The following is an 18122-nucleotide window of genomic DNA, read 5'->3' on the forward strand; positions in this document are numbered from 1 at the left end:
TTAAATTTTTATTCTTTGCCGCACCCGACTTGCGGGGATGAGATCATATTATTTATTCACGACAATGGAACCGGAGCTGAAATCATGAATAGCCCGGCTTTTGTCTGAAAAAATGATCGAAAAAAATGATATGAATCCTAAAATAAATTTAACCGTATATCTCATATACGCTGAAAAAACGGATATTTTTTTTAAATCGGCAATTTTTCTCACGCGTATTCCCGTGAGCAACTGGCCGAACGTACAGGCCTTGCTTGTCAGAAGCGGTTCATATAAAATAACCGTGACAATCGGGAGGATAAACCTGACAGTTGAAGTTACCTGATCTTTCCCTTCAATTAAAGACAGTGAAAGAAAAAATATAACCAGAAGCAGTATGCCATCGATAAACGATGAAAGATATCTTCGCAGAATTGTGGGATATTTCATTTCCATAATAAATACCTTTTATAAATTTAAGCTCGAAAATCTCTGAAGTCCCCTGTATAAAAAATCGTTCAGTGAATATTTCTAAATCATATGATATTTTTATCAATAAATTTTCTAAACACAGGAATTTCCGGCGGGCAGGACATTTTTACAATTTTACTTCAGAATCGAAGGGTATTCATCAAACTTTTGATTTAATAATAATTGTCCCATCAATTTACCGATAGAATCATGGTGAATGGTGAATATCGCACTCAGGATATAGCTGCATACGGGATAGTGAATTCCCTTCGCATTGGGATTGGGAACGCCATTATTGGACTTGCAGTATTCGTCTGTTTGTTCCGCAAAATGGACCCGGCATACAAACGGGCGGACTTCCCATATCGTGCATGTTTCGTCAGATTTATCCAGAAATATGCAGGGCTGGTCCTCTTCTGACTGATCATTCCAGGTTGTTCTGCCGCTAAAATTATTATTGGCATCAAACTCTATGTATGCGTGCTGCCTTTGCAGTTTTTCGTAATCAATATGAATTTTATTTTTTGTGCAGTACGAATATATGAGTTGAGCTTCTTCATCGGTGCATGCGACAGGCTGGTAACAGCAGTTCGTGCATCCTTTGCGGCAATAACATGAATGGAGCCCATCCTGCTTATCAAGTTCGACCTGACAGTCAATCGCCTCATCAATTATTCTATGAAATATTCGAGTACGATTATCTCCAAATTCCAGGTATTGTTCCGACCAGGATTGAAGCTGGTTCCATATTTCTTCCGCGGGGATATTGTGGTCTACGAGTATTAAAAATCCATATAGATCAGGATATCTTCCGTGCAAAATATTTTTATCCATCCACTCATGCGCTTCATTTACATACCTTTTCCCTGTTTTAAAATCAGAATGATTACCACAGCATTTTTTATATTTTTTACCGCTGCCGCAAGGACAAATAGCGTTGCGATCTGTTTTCACAGGGAACCCCCCGGCATTTCCGATTGGTGTCAGATGAGTTTTAAATCTATTCTTTTTACCTCAGTTAAATAACTTCAGCAACTACAGCCTCATGTACAAAATCAATTTTTACATCAATAAATGAGGTACTTAACAACTCTGCTTTGGCACACGCTTTTTCTATGGCATTACATAATTGTGTTTTTTGCTGAGCATTCAACAATCCTTTATGCGACGATATAAGAATGTCTTCTATTGATGGTTTAGGCAGATTAGCTATCTTTATCTTATATGATTTATAGAAGCATGCTACTTCATATCTCCAGAAGACTTTTTTGTTTTGATCCGCCCAATCTCTGATAATTTTAGACAATCTCTTCTTTTCTAAAATTTCCTGTCTCTTGTCCAAAAGTGTCTGCTTTGCAGTGTTCATCTTTGTTTCCTCGCTAATATCCTATTCATATATTTTGAAGTGGTGTCTAATGATTCAAAAAATTCCCTTTTTTCTTTTTCTGAAAAATCTGATATTAATGACTCACAGTAACCATCGAAGTCATTTTTAATAAGATTTGCCGCCTTGATTCCTTTTTTCGTAAGAGATAATTTTATTATCCTTCTATCGTTTTCCTGGGGATTCCTCGTGATAAAACCGTTTTTTACGAGGCAATCAACAGAGCGGGTAAATGAACTTTTTTCCAATCCCGTCATCAAACTTATTTCAGACATCGATTTTTCATTATTTTCATTAATCAACATCAGGATGTTAATCTGCGTTTTATTGATATCAAGGTTCAGTTTTGATGTATCATGTTCATAGAAAATCTTTTTAACAAACTGCGGGAAAATAGTTAATCTATCCCGAAACATGAGGCCTCCCGAGCACAGTTGCATACTCAACCGTTGCAAATACAACTATACTCCGAAAACCCTGGTTTTTGTCAACAATTTAATAAGAATTTAATTTTCCTGGAAACAGCGTATAGCGCACATGATTTTATGAGCCGGATGCAAGCTGCCAAGACAGGCAAAGATTTTTTAAATTTTACCGCCTTCTTTCTCCTCCAGACGCTTTTTATCAGCCATTAAAAGGTCACGGTGTTTGTATTCATCACCGGCAATATCCTTAAAATGTTCCGCAAGAATACTGTAATGCCGTGAAAGCCGGCTCATTGTTTCAGCTGTATTATTATAGAGATCGCCAAGCTTTTCTTCTGAATCAGCCAGCACCTGTAGAATTTTCATCAGGTCATTCTCACCTTTAATTTCATTATTAACTTTTTTTGTAACAGTGTTCTGATAGTCCAATATCATGGATTCTCCCAGGGCAGGTTTATCCGTAGTCTCCGAGATCTCTGCAAGCCTTTCCGCATGTTCAAAGGAATGGGTCTCCATAAACTCCAGTACCTGTTTGATTCTTCCGAACCTGTCTTGCTTTTTCATGTTCTCATAAAAGCCGGCCAGGCCCTTTTCCAGGAGAACAGCAAATTCAAGATATTCTTCTTTCATAGATAAGCTCCCGTTAAACATTTACCTTGTACTAATTCAATATACATCATGGCCGGGGATAAGTCCATTTCATAATTGTTATGGGCACCTCCAAAAATAAGATTTTTCATTAACAATAAGTGGAACAAAATTAAAGAAAGATATTGATTTATCATGATTCATGATTTAAACTTAACCCGTTAAATCTGGAAGTGGAATTATTATTTGTAGAAGGAGATTAGCCGTGAATATAAGGAGAAAAATAATCGCCTTTGTCATTGCAATTCTCGTTCATTTTATCGCACTTGACGGTGTTCAAGCCCAGGATGTCAAAGCCGTTTCATCGGATCAGGAAACCATGGAACGCCTTAACTTTATATCACGTTCCCTCCTTGAGGGGGAAAGTAACGCAACCCTGTGGTACTGGTCCTGGACAGGTTTATTCTGTACTTCGACAGTCACCCAGCTTTCACTTTTCTTTGCTGTCGATATCGTAAATCCGGGTAACAGGGATCATTTCAGGCAGGATCAAATGACAGGAGTCATCACCTCGGCAATTGGTGTTATAGGCATGGCCTTTACTCCCATGGTCCCCTCCTACGCCCTTGACCGTTACAAAAACATGCCCGAGGAAACGCCGGAGGAACGCATTGCAAAACTCCGGGAGGCGGAATACTGGCTCAAGAAAAGCTCAGAGCGTGAGGAAAATGGACGATCATGGATTTCCCACACAATGAATTTCGCCATCAACCTTGCCGCGGGGCTTACAATCTGGCTTGGCTTTAACCGGCCCCTTAAAGATGGACTGATCACTTTTGTTCCCGGAATTCTTGTGGGAGAATTGCAGATATGTACTGTGCCAAACAGGGCAACGTATGACTTGAGGGCCTATAAAAGAAGATATATGGCAGGGACTATGCCGAAACGGGACGATGATACAAACTGGTTCTTCTCCGTCTGTCCAGGCGGCATAGTTGCGGGCCTGCATTTCTAACGGAGATCATATAACTATGAAGATACTGATATGAGTATAGAGTAGTTTCAGAAAATAGAAACAGTCGATTCACTATCCGAAAAAAGAATGTACTGGAATAAATTGCCGGCCCTTTCATTTTTCCACTGCTTTCATGTATTGCCTGTACAGGGCATGTTTTGCTGCACGGGAATTTCCCGGCAGGCAAGGCTTCTTGAAATTTAATCCCGTGTGTACTAAACAGTCATGCAAATTAAAAAAACAATTGATTTCTGGCAACGGCAGGTATCTAATGTGAAACCTATGCTGGGTCTTCTGAAAAAAATACGGAACATCGACCGTGAGGGCTACCGGCCGGGCTTCGGGGCCCTGGAGATTTTCAGGTTCATCGGCCCGGGTCTCCTGGTGACCGTCGGCTTCATCGATCCCGGGAACTGGGCCTCAAACATCGCCGCCGGGGCCGAGTACGGCTACAGTCTCCTCTGGATGGTAACCCTTTCCACTATCATGCTCATTATTCTCCAGCATAACGTCGCCCACCTGGGCATCGCCTCGGGGCTGTGTCTCTCCGAGGCAGCGACGATTCACACGCCTCTCGCGGTTTCAAGGACAGTCCTGGCTACGGCAATGCTGGCATCCATATCCACATCACTGGCGGAAATCATGGGCGGAGCCATCGCCCTGCAGATGCTTTTTGAAGTTCCCATTGCCGCCGGTTCTTTCATGATGCTCATCTTTGTAGTCGTTATGCTCTTTACCAACTCTTATAGAATAATTGAAAAAGTCATTGTGGGGTTTGTCTCGGTCATAGGGCTTGCCTTCCTATATGAGCTTACCCTGGTGGACATCGACTGGGTTCAGGCCGGGAAGTGCTGGGTGACGCCGTCATTCCCCGAAGGCTCCATGCTCATTATCATGAGCGTCCTGGGCGCCGTGGTCATGCCCCACAACCTGTTTCTCCATTCCGAGATCATCCAGAGCCGGCAGTGGAACCTCGAGGATAAAAAAATAATCAAAAAGCAGCTGGATTATGAGTTCGCCGACACCCTCTTTTCCATGGGAATCGGGTGGGCCATCAACAGCGCCATGATTCTCCTGGCCGCCGCCACCTTTTTCAGGGCCGGGACCGTTGTCGAAGAACTGCAGCAGGCCCAGTCGCTCCTGGCGCCGCTCCTGGGCGGCCATGCGGCCCTTGTTTTCGCCGTGGCCCTTCTTTTTGCCGGGGCAGCCTCCACCATAACATCGGCCATGGCCGGCGGCACCATCTTCGCCGGGATATACGAGGAGCCTTATGACATTAAGGACAATCATTCACGCCTGGGGGTGGCCATATCCCTCGTGGGGGCCTATATCATCATCCTCCTGGTGGGCAATCCCTTCAGGGCTCTCATCATCTCGCAGATGATCCTGAGCATGCAGCTTCCCATAACTATTTTTCTCCAGATATACCTCACGTCATCAAAAAAGGTCATGGGTGAATATGCCAATACACTCTTTCACCGGATTCTTCTCTGGTCGGTGGCCTTGGTAGTAACGATCCTCAACGTGATGCTCCTCATAAGTTTTTTCCGTTAAAACTGCGAGTCTCTTTATTATCAACTCAAAGGCACTTTTATGATCCAAAACCACGACAGGAGGCACTGTACTACTTTTCTGGAACTATTCCTGACGGCTACCTTTTATAATTCCTGATAAAAATTCCTCGCGGACAGGTCATTTTCAAAAAGGGAATTGACTAATTTTTTCCCCGGTATATAGTTATAGCGGAAGCTGATAGAACTGCCGATGAAAGAATCCGATAATAACCGGAAAGTATATTCCTCCCTGCATCTCACGCTCTATCGTAATGATGAGGCGAAAGCACTTATCGCCGTGGTAAATGGCTTTATCCCCTTTGAAGAGCAGAAAATAAATCATATTCATATTCTGAAAGAGATTCGTGAGCATGGACTCAGGGGTTTTATTTCCGACAGTACTGAAGCGGGTCCCGTCTCTCCCGAAATGGTTACCTGGATTACCGAGGTGCAGTTTCCCCAGCTCTTTGACGCCGGTATCAGGACCTTTGTCAATATTGTCGCCAGGAACACCATTACCAGGTTTGGCATGGAAAAAATTCTGAATGTCATTGATTCAAAGGCGCAACTCTTTGACGCCGGTGATATCGCCTCGGCCCTTGAAATCTTGAAAGGGCTGGAAGAAAATTCATAGGAAAGCTGAGCATAATGCGGGAATCGCGGGGATTCTCTGTCGCATAATTATTGCAGAAAAGTCCTTCACCTCTAACTTTCGCTTTTTACCGATCACAGATGACCATACTATCAAGCATATAACAAGAAACCATTTTTGTTCTAAACTCCTATTTTGTAATTCAACAGGAATACTCTCTATATCATAATCTTTGTATGCCTGTTGTTGTGTATCATCTGAGTAGTGACATGCTTCTTCTTCAGTGATATCATTATTGCATCCAGGTATTGCATCACACCTGATGAGGGACGAGACGACAGGAGTGATTATCAACGGCAGCTATAATAATTTCCGGGTTTATGCCGCCTGGAACGGTATGCACCCGGAAATTAATTTTATTTATGTGACAGCATACATATGACCTGATTAATGCTTCCCCGGATCCATCTTCACCCCTTTCCTCTCAGAGCATATATAGGCCAGAAGAGCGACCATCTCCTTTGAATCAAGCTTGAGGGGTTTACCCTCAAGAGGATTTATGATGCACCAGTTCACCATCTCGGCAAGGGAGATTACCTTTCCAAGCTGCTTCTGAAATTTGGGATAAGTTTCAGGATGAGTATTGGCGGCGTTAGGATGACATTGAGCGCAGGCAACTTTATTGGTCCCCAGTTTATATTCAGCGGAATCTTCAAATAACTGGCGGCCGTATCTTGCGGCTGCATCGAATTCATTCTTCCATCTTTCAACATCTTTCTTTGTGAAAGTATCTGCATAGAGAAATCCTGCAATTAATGAAAAAATAAAAAACAGTGTTGTGGTTTTTCTTATCATAAAAATACCCCCTGCAATTTATTAATAATGTTCCTGGGCATCAATTCTGTTGTTCTGAAATTTGACATCCTCCATCCTTCTTGTTGCCGTGTTATATTTTACAATACGGTTTGTATTATCCGGCAATATATATTTTGTGGTGATTCTTCCTGAGTTGACATCAATAAATTGCCAGCCTGTAGCGTCCCTTTCAAAAAACGGGTCCGCCCTGTTCATTGGCACAGTCACCACCGGAAGTTCGCTTTTAGCAAGCGCGTAAGATTGAGGATAGGGCCATGGCCATGCCGTTGCCATCACCGAATTGAAAGAAATATTGCCTATCTGATTGTACTGAATCTGATGGACATGCCCGTAAATGACAGTGACATTAGCGAATGGCCGAAGGATAGCCTGGACCTTCTCGGCATCATCAGTCCAGAAATTCCACCCCTTATAAATCTTTTGAAGGGGGGAATGTGAAAAAACAATTACCGGTGTGTCTTTTTTAATTCCGGCAAGATCTTTCCTCAGCCAGTCCAGCTGTTTATCCCCGACCATGAATGGAGAGCCGTTGGGATTGTCAAGGCCTGCCATCTGGTTCATCCGTTCTTCCGGGCTCGGCCACTTGTTAATCCATTTGTCATATGTCAGAACACTGTTCAATACGACAAAGTGAACTCCCTTATGCTCAAAGCTGTAATAATGCTTTCCGAAAAGTTTTCCCCAGTATTCTCCCAGGTCAAGATAGTAATCGTGCTCGCCCATAACATAATGAGTCTTGATTTTGCAGGCCGACAATATTTCCGCGCCGTGATCTATCTCTTCTTTTTTACCAAGTTGTGCAAGATCGCCTCCGAACATTAAAAAATCGGGCTTTGGCGTCAACAGAATAGCCTGGGACACGGCCAGTTTCAGACCCTGGTCCCAGTTCCTCACAAATTTATTCCCTTTAATCTGCTGGATGTGGGCATCGGAAATATATGCGAATGTAAAATCAGATTTCTCATTATCCGATTTTGTTTTTTTGTCATTCGTTTCACCTGTAACAATTTTAACCAGAGTTAACGGCAAAACTGACAAAGCAAAACCCATGGCGCTATTCTTCAGGAAGTTTCTTCGGCTAAATTGTTTTAACATGATTTTGCTCCCTATAGAAATTTCTCAAATTTTTTACCGGTCATAGTCTTCAGAAACGCGACCAGTGACCTTTTTTCATCAGCGGATAAATTAAGGGGCCTTATCCCTCCGCTTAAATAAGGATTAATTTTTTCATTATCAGAGCTGGCGCCGCCCCTGTTGTAATGGTCTACCACTTCCTCAAGTGTTTTCAGTGAACCATCGTGCATATAAGGCGATGTTAAAGCGATATCCCTGAGTGTCGGTGTTTTAAAAGCGCCAAGCTCCGATAGATTTCTGGTCACAGCGAAGCGTCCGAGTTCCGATGTCTTTAAATCGGCCAGCACTTTCTGATCAACGGTTTCTTTATTGTAATCAGCATTTAAAAATTCTTTGCTGAGGCGCGCAATATCCTCTTCCGAAACATTATTGATCCCGACACCGACATTATGAAATTTGCCGTCAGTAAACAAGGCAGTTGTATATTCAACTACATGGCAGGACAGACATCTGCCTTTATTTACAAAAATATCGAAACCTTTTTTTTCCTGACTGGTAAGCACATCTTCGCCTTTAAAATACCAGCGATCGAACCGGCTATTAGATGAAATTATCACCCTTTCAAAGGCGGCAATGGATTTTACAACATGAGTGATTGTAATTTTTTCAGGAGGAATATCAAAGACATTCTTAAAGGCCTTGATATATTCGGGGTCCGACCTGACAATTTTGAGTATGGGGTTGTGATCTTTAAGGCCCATTTCAACAGGATTGACAAATGGATGAAGGGCCTGATCCTCAAGATCAGGAGAGCGGCCGTCCCAGAACTGAGTCAGGTTATAAGCTGCATTTATGATAGTGGGCGCGTTGCGGGTTCCGGTTTTTTTATCAATTCCTTCCGATGTTTTGAGGGGGCTGTCTGTGAAACCCCTTTCCTGGAGATGGCATGTTGAGCATGATACTTTACCGGTGGAACTAAACCTGGAATCCGTGAACAGTTTCTCTCCGAGGAGAACCTTTTCTTTGGTGATGGGATTATCTTTCGGCAATTCAAGTTGAGGCAATCCTAAAATTAAATCTTTTTCCAGAAATTCGGACAGTAGAAACTTCGGCTTATCTTTACACCCCGACATTATAAAGAATATAATACTGAGAAAAATCAGATAGCGGTTCATTTCTTGATACCCCCTCTATGGAAAATTTAATTGGATTTCATGTATCGATAATTTGTCTCCGGATTTAGATTTGAGCCATGTTGCGAATCAAACTCTATTATAAACACTATTTGTAAACAATTGTCAACGACAATTTGATAACTAAATTGCCTGTTTTAATTGTTTTAATTGGCATAAATTCTCACCGCCCTAAACAGCCACCAGGGCCGCAATTCCTCCTCTCAGAACCTGTTCCTGTCGGCCGATAGGTTACATTATTGACAAAAGTTCCATGACCTCATAGTACAATACGACAGGGTTATCAAACTCCCATACCTTCACAGATTATTTCAGAATAAACCTGGCATCAGCGATTACCGTCCCCCGTTCCGACGCGAACACCGGGTTACAGTCGATGGAATCGACATACTCCCGCAGTTCCCAGGCCAGCATGGAAAATTTTTTTATCAGGGCTGTCAGTTTCGGAAAATTAATGGCTTCGGCTCCGCGGTAACCCCTGAGAAGTTTAGATCCCTGGAGAGAATTCAGGGCGGCAGTTATCTCTTTTTCCCGGGCCGGCGCCATGAGAATGGAAACATCGCGGTAAATTTCCACGGACGTGCCGCCCAGGCCAACCAGAATTACCGGGCCGAACTGATGATCATTTTTTGAGCCTATAATGAGCTCAACGCCCTTCTCCATCCCCTCGATTATCACCCCGCTGAAACCCGCCAGCAATGAAAGACGGTTATATGAAGAAATCAGGTCCTCGTTATTCATGATATTCAGAATTACGCCATGAACCTCGGTCTTGTGTACGATCTGCGGCGATACTATTTTTGCTGTAACGGGAAAGCCGATTGCTTTCGCCGCCTTCAGGGCTTCATCACTGGTTCTCGCCCACCGGTAATTGGTTGTTTTAAGGCCGGATATGGAAAAAATTTCCTTTGCCTGGGGCTCCATCACCCATCCCTGGTCCTTCTTCGCTTTTTTAATTATTCTGATGGCATCGTCATTCATATTTTCTCTCCGGCTATTGCTTTCACCATATTAACGGCGCCCTCAACGGAATGCGCCACAGGAATGCCGTTCCCCTCAAAGCCTTCGATAAAAATATCATATTTATCCACATGGGGGATGTAGACCACGAGGGGCTTTTTAAAAGTCCTGACCAGCTCGGAAATTCTTGAGCCGATATCGGTGCTGATTCCCGGCAGGTACGGAAGCAGCAGGAGCAGCACGCAATCGATGTAATCGGTGGAAAAGAAAAACTTCACCGATTCAACGAAATCAATATCGCCTGCGCTCCCCGTGAGATCGACGGGATTGGAAAATGAAGCAATATCCCTGATGTTTTCCGAAACCAGCGCTTTAAGACGGGTCCGGTCACCTTCGGGAATCTCCGGGATCATGATTCCCGTATCATACAGGCCGTCGCTTGCCATGGCGCCGTGCCCGCCGCTGGCGGTTATGATACAGGTATTGGTGACCCTTTTCCCGGGATAGTTGGACAACACTTCACAGAAGGACACAAATTCGTTTTCGCTTGTCGCCTCTATGGCCCGGCTCTTTGCGACAACCTGGCAAAACGTGGTGTAGTCGCCGGCAATTGAAGCGGTGTGAGAACTGACGGCGCGGGTGCCTCCGGGGGTTTTGCCCGACTTGATAATTATGACGGGCTTCTTCATACTGTCGGCTGTTTCGATGAATTTTCTTCCCCGGTCCTCTTTAAAGCCCTCGACATATATCCCGATTACATCGGTGTCCCTGTCGGTATTAAGATATTCCAGTATGTCCACCTCGTCGAGAACGGCCTTGTTGCCGATGCTTACTGCTCTGGCAATTCCCACGCCCTCCTGCGTAAGCTTGATGAGCTGGTCCACGAGAATGCCGCCACTCTGGCTTATCAGGGATACATTACCGGGATTGAGGGCGATGAGCCGTTCACGGGAAAGGAAAAAGGTATCCACATGAGGATACGACATGACGCCGAGACAGTTGGGTCCAATAACGGGAAAATCATTTTTGACGGCAGTGTCACGGATCTCCTTTTCAAGATCCTGTTTTCCCGATTCAGTGAAGCCCCCCGAGATAATGATGGCGCCGCCGACACCGAATTTGATGCATTCCTTAATGACCTGCGGCACAAAATCAGCCTTAACGCTGATTACCGCCAGATCGACCGGGACGGGTATTTCCGAAATGGATGCATAGATTTTCTGACCATAGAGCTCACCGCCCCGGGGATTGACCCCATAAGTTTCGGCCGTGCAGTGATGCCTGTTCTTATTGTAGATTACATTGGCCGGGTTAAAGGGATTGCTCAAAGAAACGCCGATTATCGCCATTGTCTGCGGTTTGAATATTTTTGTCAGGTTCATGCCCATGATGATGGTTCCTTTTAATTTTTTTGGATCTTTTATAGTATATCATGATTACAGCCATGTCAATGGAATTTTAGATATGGATACGATGGAATAAATTATTATTTGACATTCATTCTTAATTTCAATAGAGTTCCTATGCGTTCAATTACACGGTTTTACCGATTCAAATCATTTACTCGAGTTTGGCATTTTTATTCAGGCAGGTAAAATATAACACTGTCATTGCGATGAGCGATAACGATACGGCAATCTGTTATAATTATTACTTGTATACATTATTCTTTTTATCAAAAACAAAACTCTTACGGAGGATTTTATCATGGCCATATTTAAAAATAAATATTTTTCTTCGATCAGCATAATTGTGGTCATAACCTTTCTTTCATTATTATCTGGATGTATGTCTGCAATGCTTGAGTTGCAGTTCGGGCCTGTAGATGTCATCCTGAATAAAAATGTGGAACAGTCAAAATATAAAAGAATTGCTGTAGTACCCTATGATGTAAGCGGCTATGACGGAATGGGGAGAGATAAAGTCAGCGGACCAGCACTTGCAGATCGTTACACATTTGAACTGATGAGGGCCGGATTCGACGTAATAGAGCGGCAGAGACTTGAAAGTATATTGAAAGAACAGGAACTCAGCATGACAGGTCTTACTGATCCTAAAACCAGCCTTAAAATAGGCAAGATACTCGGTGTACAGGGATTCGTATTTGGAAGTGTATCAGGGAAACCAAACGCTTTCAGCGTAATGACAAAACTAATTGATACAGAAACAGGCACGACTGTATGGTCCATAGTAATAACAAACAATATTGAAAAAAATGCCATAGGAAAACTCCGCAAAACTCTCGATAAATATTACGCACGTGGCGGGAAATAAATCGTAAATTGCTGTTTGAATTATCCCGTCATTAATTGGCGGGTTTTTTCTTTGATATGGCGCGGGGGCCAGGGACATCCTTAATGATCTTGACAATCCCTCCTGGTTCTTCAGTTACTTGAACGAGGTTCTTTCTATGGAAGCACAGGATAAAAAAAAGCGGATACTGGAAGCCACTCTGAAACTGATAACGGACAGGGGGTTTCACGGAACACCCGTATCAATGATCGCCGAAGAAGCGGGTGTGGGCGCAGGAACCATCTATCGCTATTTCAAGAACAAAGAAGCCATTATCAATGAATTGTACGATATTATCCAGAAGGACCTGCACGAGGCAACTGTTCGTGATGTCCCTGATGATATCAGCGTGAGGGATGAGTTTTATGTAAAATGGCGTCATATTCTGGAATATTTTCTCGATAATTCCGATGAAGCGAATTTCATCATACAATACTCCGCCTCTCCCTATATCAGCCGAACGGTAAAAGAGGAAAATGACCGGCGCAATGCCCATCTCCGGGCCCTGATAGACCGCGGGTTGAGGAACAAAGAAATACGTGAAGTCGATTATAACACCATCGCCATTTACATGTGGGGCACCATTAAGCAGATGCACCATTTATATATAAACGATTCCATACAGATAACCGAAGAACTCATTGCGGATATTTATTCCGTATTCTGGGAAGGAATCCGGATGCACCAGGAAGGGTGATGATGGGGCGGATATCATCACAACAGAATCCCGATCCTCAAGGCCGGGATTCTGTTGTATGAAAGGACTATTACTTTGCCGCTTCAGCGGTTTTTAAGGCAGCATTGAAATTATCTTTCAGCGCTGCCTTATCAGTCAGCACATTTTTGTAGGCATCCAGATCAATGTATATATCCTGTTTAAGGGGATTGAGCCTGTATCGGACAATCCGGTATCCATGGTAGATAAACACGGCAACGTTTGCCGCCAGGGCAAGGCCGCTAACCAGCATCAGGGCCCGGGGATCATGAGACGATTTTACCGCGAACATGGATGTATCGACAAAGGCCGGGAAACACATGACAAACATCATCCATGTGGCGAGGGTCTGCGCCCGGTGCTGAAGCCATGCTCCCTTTCTGATGAAGAAAGCGGGAATGGTGCATGAGATCAAAAGCGCTGCACCGGCATAGAATGCATGATCAGAGACACAGTTGTACACATAGGCGAAATTCCAGAGATCATAGGCAATGATCCAGAACCAGAGCTGATCGGGCCAGAGCATGTCTCTTTTTTTGTCTTTGCTGATGGTGATTCCCATCCAGCCGGATATTGTCACTATATTAAGGATTCCGGCGATGCCGTTCATGATGTTCCATGGCCCGCCGAGTATCACCACGCCGTCGACAAGACCGTTAAAACTGTAGCATTGAAAATCACGGATCACCGCTTCCAGTATGTTGAGCGCCAGGATAAAAGCGGGAAACATGAGGAGATACTTGTTTTTGTCCAGGCCTTTGATGAATCGCAGGGCCATGAAGCCCAGGACTCCCGCCAGTGACGAATAAACCTTAGCCCAGTGAAACCATGTTCCCACACTTGAACCTTCACCGGCAGTCCTGGGCCATACGATAAAAGTGAGTATTATGGGCAGTGCGACATACACCAGAAGGGATGTCCGTTTACTTGACCGCGTGATCTCATTGACGAGCATAAGACCGCCCAGAACTGCAAACCACATAAGGGCGGAATACCAGGGAATAGATTCGAAGAAAAACATATCGGGACCTCCTGTTAAAAAGGTGCGGAATGAACGTTCATTCCGTATATATCCAAATGAAAACTTCTTTTAGAAATGTCAATACAAAATGATAATAATTATTTATTTTTTAAGGAATTTTGTCGCCAAAAACTGTTTGAAGGGACAAGATTACTCTTATCAGAACCTGTTCTGGGCAAGCATGGCTTTTTACAATTTTTGCTCATATCAGGAATTATCAGCATATTAATTGCATATAAAACCTCCTAATAAAAAATCGAATAGCCCTCTTTGCAAGGATACAATTTTCTATTTTTGCTCCATTTTGTTGTTGACGTTATACGAATCTATATGATATTTGAGACAATCACTGTGAAATAATATTTAACAACAAATACTATTCCTGAACCGAATGACCCTGGAAGGCTGCGTTTTACTGAAGGTATTATTACATATCCAAAATGATTCATTCCTGATACTCGTTATTGATCTATCTGGGAGGTATAATATGCATTTTCTCAATCTATTAAGCGTATTTAAAAAAGCCCTGATTCTGACTGGAATACTGATTATTGCTCTTTCCTTTGCAGGATGCGGAAGCGGTAATTCTCCGGGAGATACACCAGATGATTTCAAGGGCTCTCTGGTTCTTAACATCTCACCCAACCTTGATCAACACAGAACAATTGCACCTGATCTGGAAATGTCGGTTGCATCATATGTAATCACCGGCACCGGACCAAATTCAGACAATTTTTCAGTGTCAATAACAACCGGCTCAGCAACATTGAATAGTCTTACTCCTGGTGCGTGGGCCATCAGCGTCAATGCCCTCAATTCCAGTGGTACCGTTATTGCAAGCGGAGACACAACTGTTACTATTGAAACTGATCAAACATCCAATGCCAGTATTACCGTAAGACCTATAGACGGGAATGGGACACTCACCCTGTCTCTCTCTTGGCCGCTAGACGCGGTAACAGACCCTTCTATCACAGCAACACTCACTCCACAGGATGGAACAGCAACTGATATCACTTTTTCCATGGCAGACAATACAGCTTCTTATTCCAATTCAAGTCTACCCGATGGCTATTATACTCTCATCGTGAACATCCTTGATGGTAGTGATACGGTGTGGACAATGGTCGAGGCAGTACGCATCATTACGGAACAGACTACATCGGGCTCGTATAATCTGACCGCTGATGACTTTATTGTTGCACAGGGAACTCTCGATCTTCAAATTGACCAGGACCTTCAAAATCCCTTGATTATTTTTTTCTCCGGCAACTACTCCATCCTGGCCTTGGGCACAGAGATGACAGTAGAGGCTTTGGCATCAAACAGTGTTGACGGTTACCAATGGTACCTGAACGGCGCAGCAATCCCTGACGCGATACAAAGCAGCCTTACCATTGGGAACGGTCTCACTGCAGGCAAATACAGCCTTTCAGTTATTGCAGTGTGTGGCAGTACACTGAGTTCAAAATCTTTTTTGTTTACTGTAAGCGACATTTCCCTTAATCCCATACCGGAACACTATCCATACAGCCTCTATTTCAGCGATACTGACATGAGTGAAAATGAAGTCAGCGGCCATGCGGTAATGGTAAAGGCCCTCAATGAGGACGATATAACCGGCTATAGATTTTACTGGGGCTCTAGCGCCACGGAGAAGCTTTCCGGGCAACCGGCCGTTGCAACCTTTGCGGCTGATAATCAGGATAAAACCTATGAATTCCCCGAGAATACAGAAATTCCTGCAGGTGCATCATACCTACTTGCCTATTCCTATAACAGCAATGGTGAATGCCTCAGCCCCGTTGTTTTCCCTGTAAAAGACAGAATACTGGAAAAGGTCGACAACATTGATTCAGGAGTTTTTTCCCAAACATTAGAACATGTTTGCATATATAACAATAAACTGTTTTTTTCCGCCTCTGACGGGAATCTTGGATCTGAACTCTGGTCATTCGATGAAACAAATGGCCCTTCGCTAGTTTTTGATATTTATGCAGGATCAAGCTCCTCTCCTAATTATCTTACAGAATTCGGAGGTAAACTTTATTTTTCTGCCAATGACGGCGTTGCAGGAAATGAGCTCTGGGTCTATGACGGGAATAACGATATTCACCGGGTAGCGGACATAAATGCCGGCACAGCAAACTCCGATCCAAAATATTTGACTGTTCTGAATGATAGGCTTTACTTTTCGGCAACAGATAGTACAGTTGGAGAAGAGTTAAGGGCATATGACGGCTCCAGCGATCCTGTACTTGTAAGCGATATATACCCTGGAACTGGATGGTCCCGTCCAACTGATCTGATTGCATTTGACAACTCATTATATTTTGTGGCTAGTACTACTTCAGGTACAACACTTTACTATTATAACCAATCATCAATACAGACAGTTTCATCACTGACGTATCCGGGGCCAAGGCTTTTAATAACACTCAATAATGTACTTTATTTTGATGGAGATTCCTTTTCTGGATATGAACTCCATTCCTTCAGACCTCCAAATACAGTTACACAGTTAACCGATATCTATGCAGGCTCCAATGATTCAAATATAAAAAATATAGCAGTTTTCCAGGACAACCTATATTTTTCAGCCAGGGATAGCAGCACAAATCAGGAACTCTGGGTTTATGAAGTAGGAACCGGGGCAAGGAATATTGCCAATATCAACTCATCGGGAAACTCAGATCCAAGTTATTTAACAGTTTATGAAGGGAGATTATATTTTACTGCGAATGATGGAACACACGGTACTGAGCTATGGGCTTATGACGGAGTACATCCTCCAGAAATTGTTCATGATATTATCAATGTTAGCGGTGGCTCAAACCCGACAACACTGATCGTATATAATAATAAACTTTATTTTAAAGCCGGTGACGGCACTGCCTATTCAATGTATACATACCGTGAAAAGTAAACGCTGATAAACTACAACCAAGCAAAATATTTTTCAGCAGGTACTCCTGCCAGGACAATCACTCAGCCTGACTGCCCCGGTATACTCAGAGCATTTCCTCTCAGGATATTATTCTGTTCATCACCGTCCGGTATGGCCATTTTTATCGGCGATATATTCCGTTCCGCTTTTAGATATGCACTAATTTTCGTCGCCCTAAAGTGGTTGGGGGGACACAATTTCTCTCATCCGTACCTGTTCCGGGCGACCGAAAGGTTAATTAAAGGTCACTTTTTAGCCCTTGACCTTAATGCTTTATCCGGATATCGATAGCAGACTCATTTTAAATCATATATCGGGGGCGACAATGAAGAAGTTACTGGCATTATCATTACTGGCTATCATATTCTCAGGCTGTGGAAGTTATCAATCCATTAAACATCTGAAGGCGGATAAAATCGATACTGACGAGGGTTTTAACTCGATTCTTATACTGCACCTGACCATTATAGATAAATCAGGAAAGCTGCCTGACTGGGGGAATGTAAACCTCTGGGAAAGATATATTGGAAAGACTCAGGAAGAAAACAGGATGTCACAGTATATCATCGAACCGGAGTGGAAAAAAACAGAAGATGGACATCAATGTACGGAAACTATCTACCTGCAGACCCGTGGCGGCGACCATAAAATTCTCTCCATAGCTTTTCAGAATTCATCGGAAATTTTGCCGTTCAAAACAAGGATTGACTATGCTGTTCCCGGTAATGCTATTGCATACCTGGGGAATTTAATTCTTACCGTAGAAAAGGATTATAAATATGGCTATGCGGTAAGTCATAATAAAAACGATAAAGAAGCAGTCCTGGGAGAATTCAGCAAAAAATTTCCCGGATTGTATGAAAAATTTGAAAAAAAATATATCCTGGTAGAATCAAGGAAAGTAGGGGATTAAACATGGTTATATCTCATCCCGCCATTAAACCATGCATGAACCTGAAAATATTTGTCATATGACAGAAGCGCCGGTCCATCACTGAAACGGCACAACCCGGCCGATGATGGCGGTTCCGTCCCTT

18 protein-coding genes are annotated in these 18122 nt (G+C 43.3%); 7 read left to right on the forward strand and 11 right to left on the reverse strand.

The window, feature by feature from the left end; genetic code table 11:
• Positions 1–48: 48 nt before the first annotated feature.
• The 5 genes from CVV44_10630 to CVV44_10650 all read right to left on the reverse strand — a co-directional run bounded on the left by CVV44_10630 (position 49) and on the right by CVV44_10650 (position 2889).
• Entirely contained in the window at positions 49–435 is a 387-nt protein-coding gene (locus CVV44_10630) for a hypothetical protein (protein ID PKL38336.1), read from the reverse strand.
• Positions 436–585: 150 nt separating this feature from the next.
• Complete coding sequence (locus CVV44_10635) at positions 586–1404, reverse strand: hypothetical protein (protein PKL38337.1); 819 nt, start codon at positions 1402–1404, stop codon at positions 586–588.
• Between the two features lie 64 nt (positions 1405–1468).
• Positions 1469–1816: a hypothetical protein gene (locus CVV44_10640; protein PKL38338.1), complete on the reverse strand. Its 348-nt coding sequence runs from the start codon at positions 1814–1816 to the stop codon at positions 1469–1471.
• Positions 1813–2274, reverse strand: coding sequence for a hypothetical protein (locus tag CVV44_10645; protein ID PKL38339.1), 462 nt, complete (start codon positions 2272–2274; stop codon positions 1813–1815). Before CVV44_10645 ends, CVV44_10640 begins: the two co-directional genes overlap by 4 nt.
• 144 nt (positions 2275–2418) lie before the next feature.
• On the reverse strand, positions 2419–2889 hold the full coding sequence (locus CVV44_10650) for a hypothetical protein (protein PKL38340.1): 471 nt from the start codon (positions 2887–2889) through the stop codon (positions 2419–2421).
• A 223-nt stretch (positions 2890–3112) separates the two neighbouring features.
• Between CVV44_10650 and CVV44_10655 the strand changes: the two genes are divergently transcribed.
• The 3 genes from CVV44_10655 to CVV44_10665 all read left to right on the forward strand — a co-directional run bounded on the left by CVV44_10655 (position 3113) and on the right by CVV44_10665 (position 6049).
• The gene (locus CVV44_10655; GenBank protein PKL38341.1) at positions 3113–3862 is read left to right on the forward strand and encodes a hypothetical protein; all 750 of its coding nucleotides are present in this window, start codon (positions 3113–3115) and stop codon (positions 3860–3862) included.
• Positions 3863–4144: 282 nt separating this feature from the next.
• The gene (locus CVV44_10660) at positions 4145–5416 is read left to right on the forward strand and encodes an Mg2+/Co2+ transporter (protein PKL38342.1); all 1272 of its coding nucleotides are present in this window, start codon (positions 4145–4147) and stop codon (positions 5414–5416) included.
• A 210-nt stretch (positions 5417–5626) separates the two neighbouring features.
• A complete protein-coding gene (locus tag CVV44_10665) occupies positions 5627–6049 on the forward strand; it encodes a hypothetical protein (GenBank protein PKL38343.1) in 423 nt (140 codons plus the stop codon).
• Positions 6050–6454: 405 nt separating this feature from the next.
• Here the strand turns inward: CVV44_10665 and CVV44_10670 are convergent, their stop codons facing one another.
• From CVV44_10670 to CVV44_10690, 5 genes are all read right to left on the reverse strand, one after another.
• Positions 6455–6862 carry a cytochrome C gene (locus tag CVV44_10670; GenBank protein ID PKL38344.1) on the reverse strand — a complete coding sequence of 136 codons (408 nt, stop codon included), beginning with the start codon at positions 6860–6862 and terminating at the stop codon, positions 6455–6457.
• Between the two features lie 21 nt (positions 6863–6883).
• Positions 6884–7978: a serine/threonine protein phosphatase gene (locus CVV44_10675; protein ID PKL38345.1), complete on the reverse strand. Its 1095-nt coding sequence runs from the start codon at positions 7976–7978 to the stop codon at positions 6884–6886.
• An 11-nt stretch (positions 7979–7989) separates the two neighbouring features.
• Positions 7990–9090, reverse strand: a complete 1101-nt coding sequence (locus CVV44_10680) for a cytochrome-c peroxidase (protein PKL38607.1) — start codon at positions 9088–9090, stop codon at positions 7990–7992.
• 366 nt (positions 9091–9456) lie between these two features.
• Positions 9457–10131, reverse strand: a complete 675-nt coding sequence (locus CVV44_10685; protein ID PKL38346.1) for an acetyl-CoA synthetase — start codon at positions 10129–10131, stop codon at positions 9457–9459.
• Positions 10128–11498 carry a CoA-binding protein gene (locus CVV44_10690; GenBank protein PKL38347.1) on the reverse strand — a complete coding sequence of 457 codons (1371 nt, stop codon included), beginning with the start codon at positions 11496–11498 and terminating at the stop codon, positions 10128–10130. The genes CVV44_10685 and CVV44_10690 overlap by 4 nt, the downstream gene beginning before the upstream one ends.
• 319 nt (positions 11499–11817) lie before the next feature.
• On the opposite strand from CVV44_10690, the gene CVV44_10695 reads away from it, so the two are divergent.
• Together CVV44_10695 and CVV44_10700 are read left to right on the forward strand one after the other, a co-directional pair.
• Complete coding sequence (locus CVV44_10695; GenBank protein ID PKL38348.1) at positions 11818–12384, forward strand: hypothetical protein; 567 nt, start codon at positions 11818–11820, stop codon at positions 12382–12384.
• Between the two features lie 136 nt (positions 12385–12520).
• On the forward strand, positions 12521–13099 hold the full coding sequence (locus CVV44_10700; protein ID PKL38349.1) for a hypothetical protein: 579 nt from the start codon (positions 12521–12523) through the stop codon (positions 13097–13099).
• 70 nt (positions 13100–13169) lie between these two features.
• Here the strand turns inward: CVV44_10700 and CVV44_10705 are convergent, their stop codons facing one another.
• Positions 13170–14138 (reverse strand): hypothetical protein, encoded by a 969-nt coding sequence (locus CVV44_10705; protein PKL38350.1) that lies wholly within the window; start codon positions 14136–14138, stop codon positions 13170–13172.
• A gap of 391 nt (positions 14139–14529) precedes the next feature.
• Between CVV44_10705 and CVV44_10710 the strand changes: the two genes are divergently transcribed.
• A complete protein-coding gene (locus CVV44_10710) occupies positions 14530–17064 on the forward strand; it encodes a hypothetical protein (protein ID PKL38351.1) in 2535 nt (844 codons plus the stop codon).
• A gap of 289 nt (positions 17065–17353) precedes the next feature.
• A complete protein-coding gene (locus tag CVV44_10715) occupies positions 17354–17998 on the forward strand; it encodes a hypothetical protein (GenBank protein PKL38352.1) in 645 nt (214 codons plus the stop codon).
• Positions 17999–18122: the final 124 nt, after the last annotated feature.

The organism is Spirochaetae bacterium HGW-Spirochaetae-1, from assembly GCA_002839375.1.
GTDB lineage: Bacteria > Spirochaetota > UBA4802 > UBA4802 > UBA5550 > PGXY01.

Bases quoted from the DNA above. Each gene is read 5' to 3' on its own strand.
- CVV44_10630 (PKL38336.1), bottom strand. From the start codon at position 435: ATGGAAATGAAATATCCCACAATTCTGCGAAGATATCTTTCATCGTTT.
- CVV44_10640 (PKL38338.1), bottom strand. From the start codon at position 1,816: ATGAACACTGCAAAGCAGACACTTTTGGACAAGAGACAGGAAATTTTA.
- CVV44_10645 (PKL38339.1), bottom strand. From the start codon at position 2,274: ATGCAACTGTGCTCGGGAGGCCTCATGTTTCGGGATAGATTAACTATT.
- CVV44_10650 (PKL38340.1), bottom strand. From the start codon at position 2,889: ATGAAAGAAGAATATCTTGAATTTGCTGTTCTCCTGGAAAAGGGCCTG.
- CVV44_10660 (PKL38342.1), top strand. From the start codon at position 4,145: ATGCTGGGTCTTCTGAAAAAAATACGGAACATCGACCGTGAGGGCTAC.
- CVV44_10665 (PKL38343.1), top strand. From the start codon at position 5,627: ATGAAAGAATCCGATAATAACCGGAAAGTATATTCCTCCCTGCATCTC.
- CVV44_10670 (PKL38344.1), bottom strand. From the start codon at position 6,862: ATGATAAGAAAAACCACAACACTGTTTTTTATTTTTTCATTAATTGCA.
- CVV44_10675 (PKL38345.1), bottom strand. From the start codon at position 7,978: ATGTTAAAACAATTTAGCCGAAGAAACTTCCTGAAGAATAGCGCCATG.
- CVV44_10680 (PKL38607.1), bottom strand. From the start codon at position 9,090: ATGTCGGGGTGTAAAGATAAGCCGAAGTTTCTACTGTCCGAATTTCTG.
- CVV44_10685 (PKL38346.1), bottom strand. From the start codon at position 10,131: ATGAATGACGATGCCATCAGAATAATTAAAAAAGCGAAGAAGGACCAG.
- CVV44_10690 (PKL38347.1), bottom strand. From the start codon at position 11,498: ATGGGCATGAACCTGACAAAAATATTCAAACCGCAGACAATGGCGATA.
- CVV44_10695 (PKL38348.1), top strand. From the start codon at position 11,818: ATGGCCATATTTAAAAATAAATATTTTTCTTCGATCAGCATAATTGTG.
- CVV44_10700 (PKL38349.1), top strand. From the start codon at position 12,521: ATGGAAGCACAGGATAAAAAAAAGCGGATACTGGAAGCCACTCTGAAA.
- CVV44_10705 (PKL38350.1), bottom strand. From the start codon at position 14,138: ATGTTTTTCTTCGAATCTATTCCCTGGTATTCCGCCCTTATGTGGTTT.
- CVV44_10710 (PKL38351.1), top strand. From the start codon at position 14,530: ATGACCCTGGAAGGCTGCGTTTTACTGAAGGTATTATTACATATCCAA.
- CVV44_10715 (PKL38352.1), top strand. From the start codon at position 17,354: ATGCTTTATCCGGATATCGATAGCAGACTCATTTTAAATCATATATCG.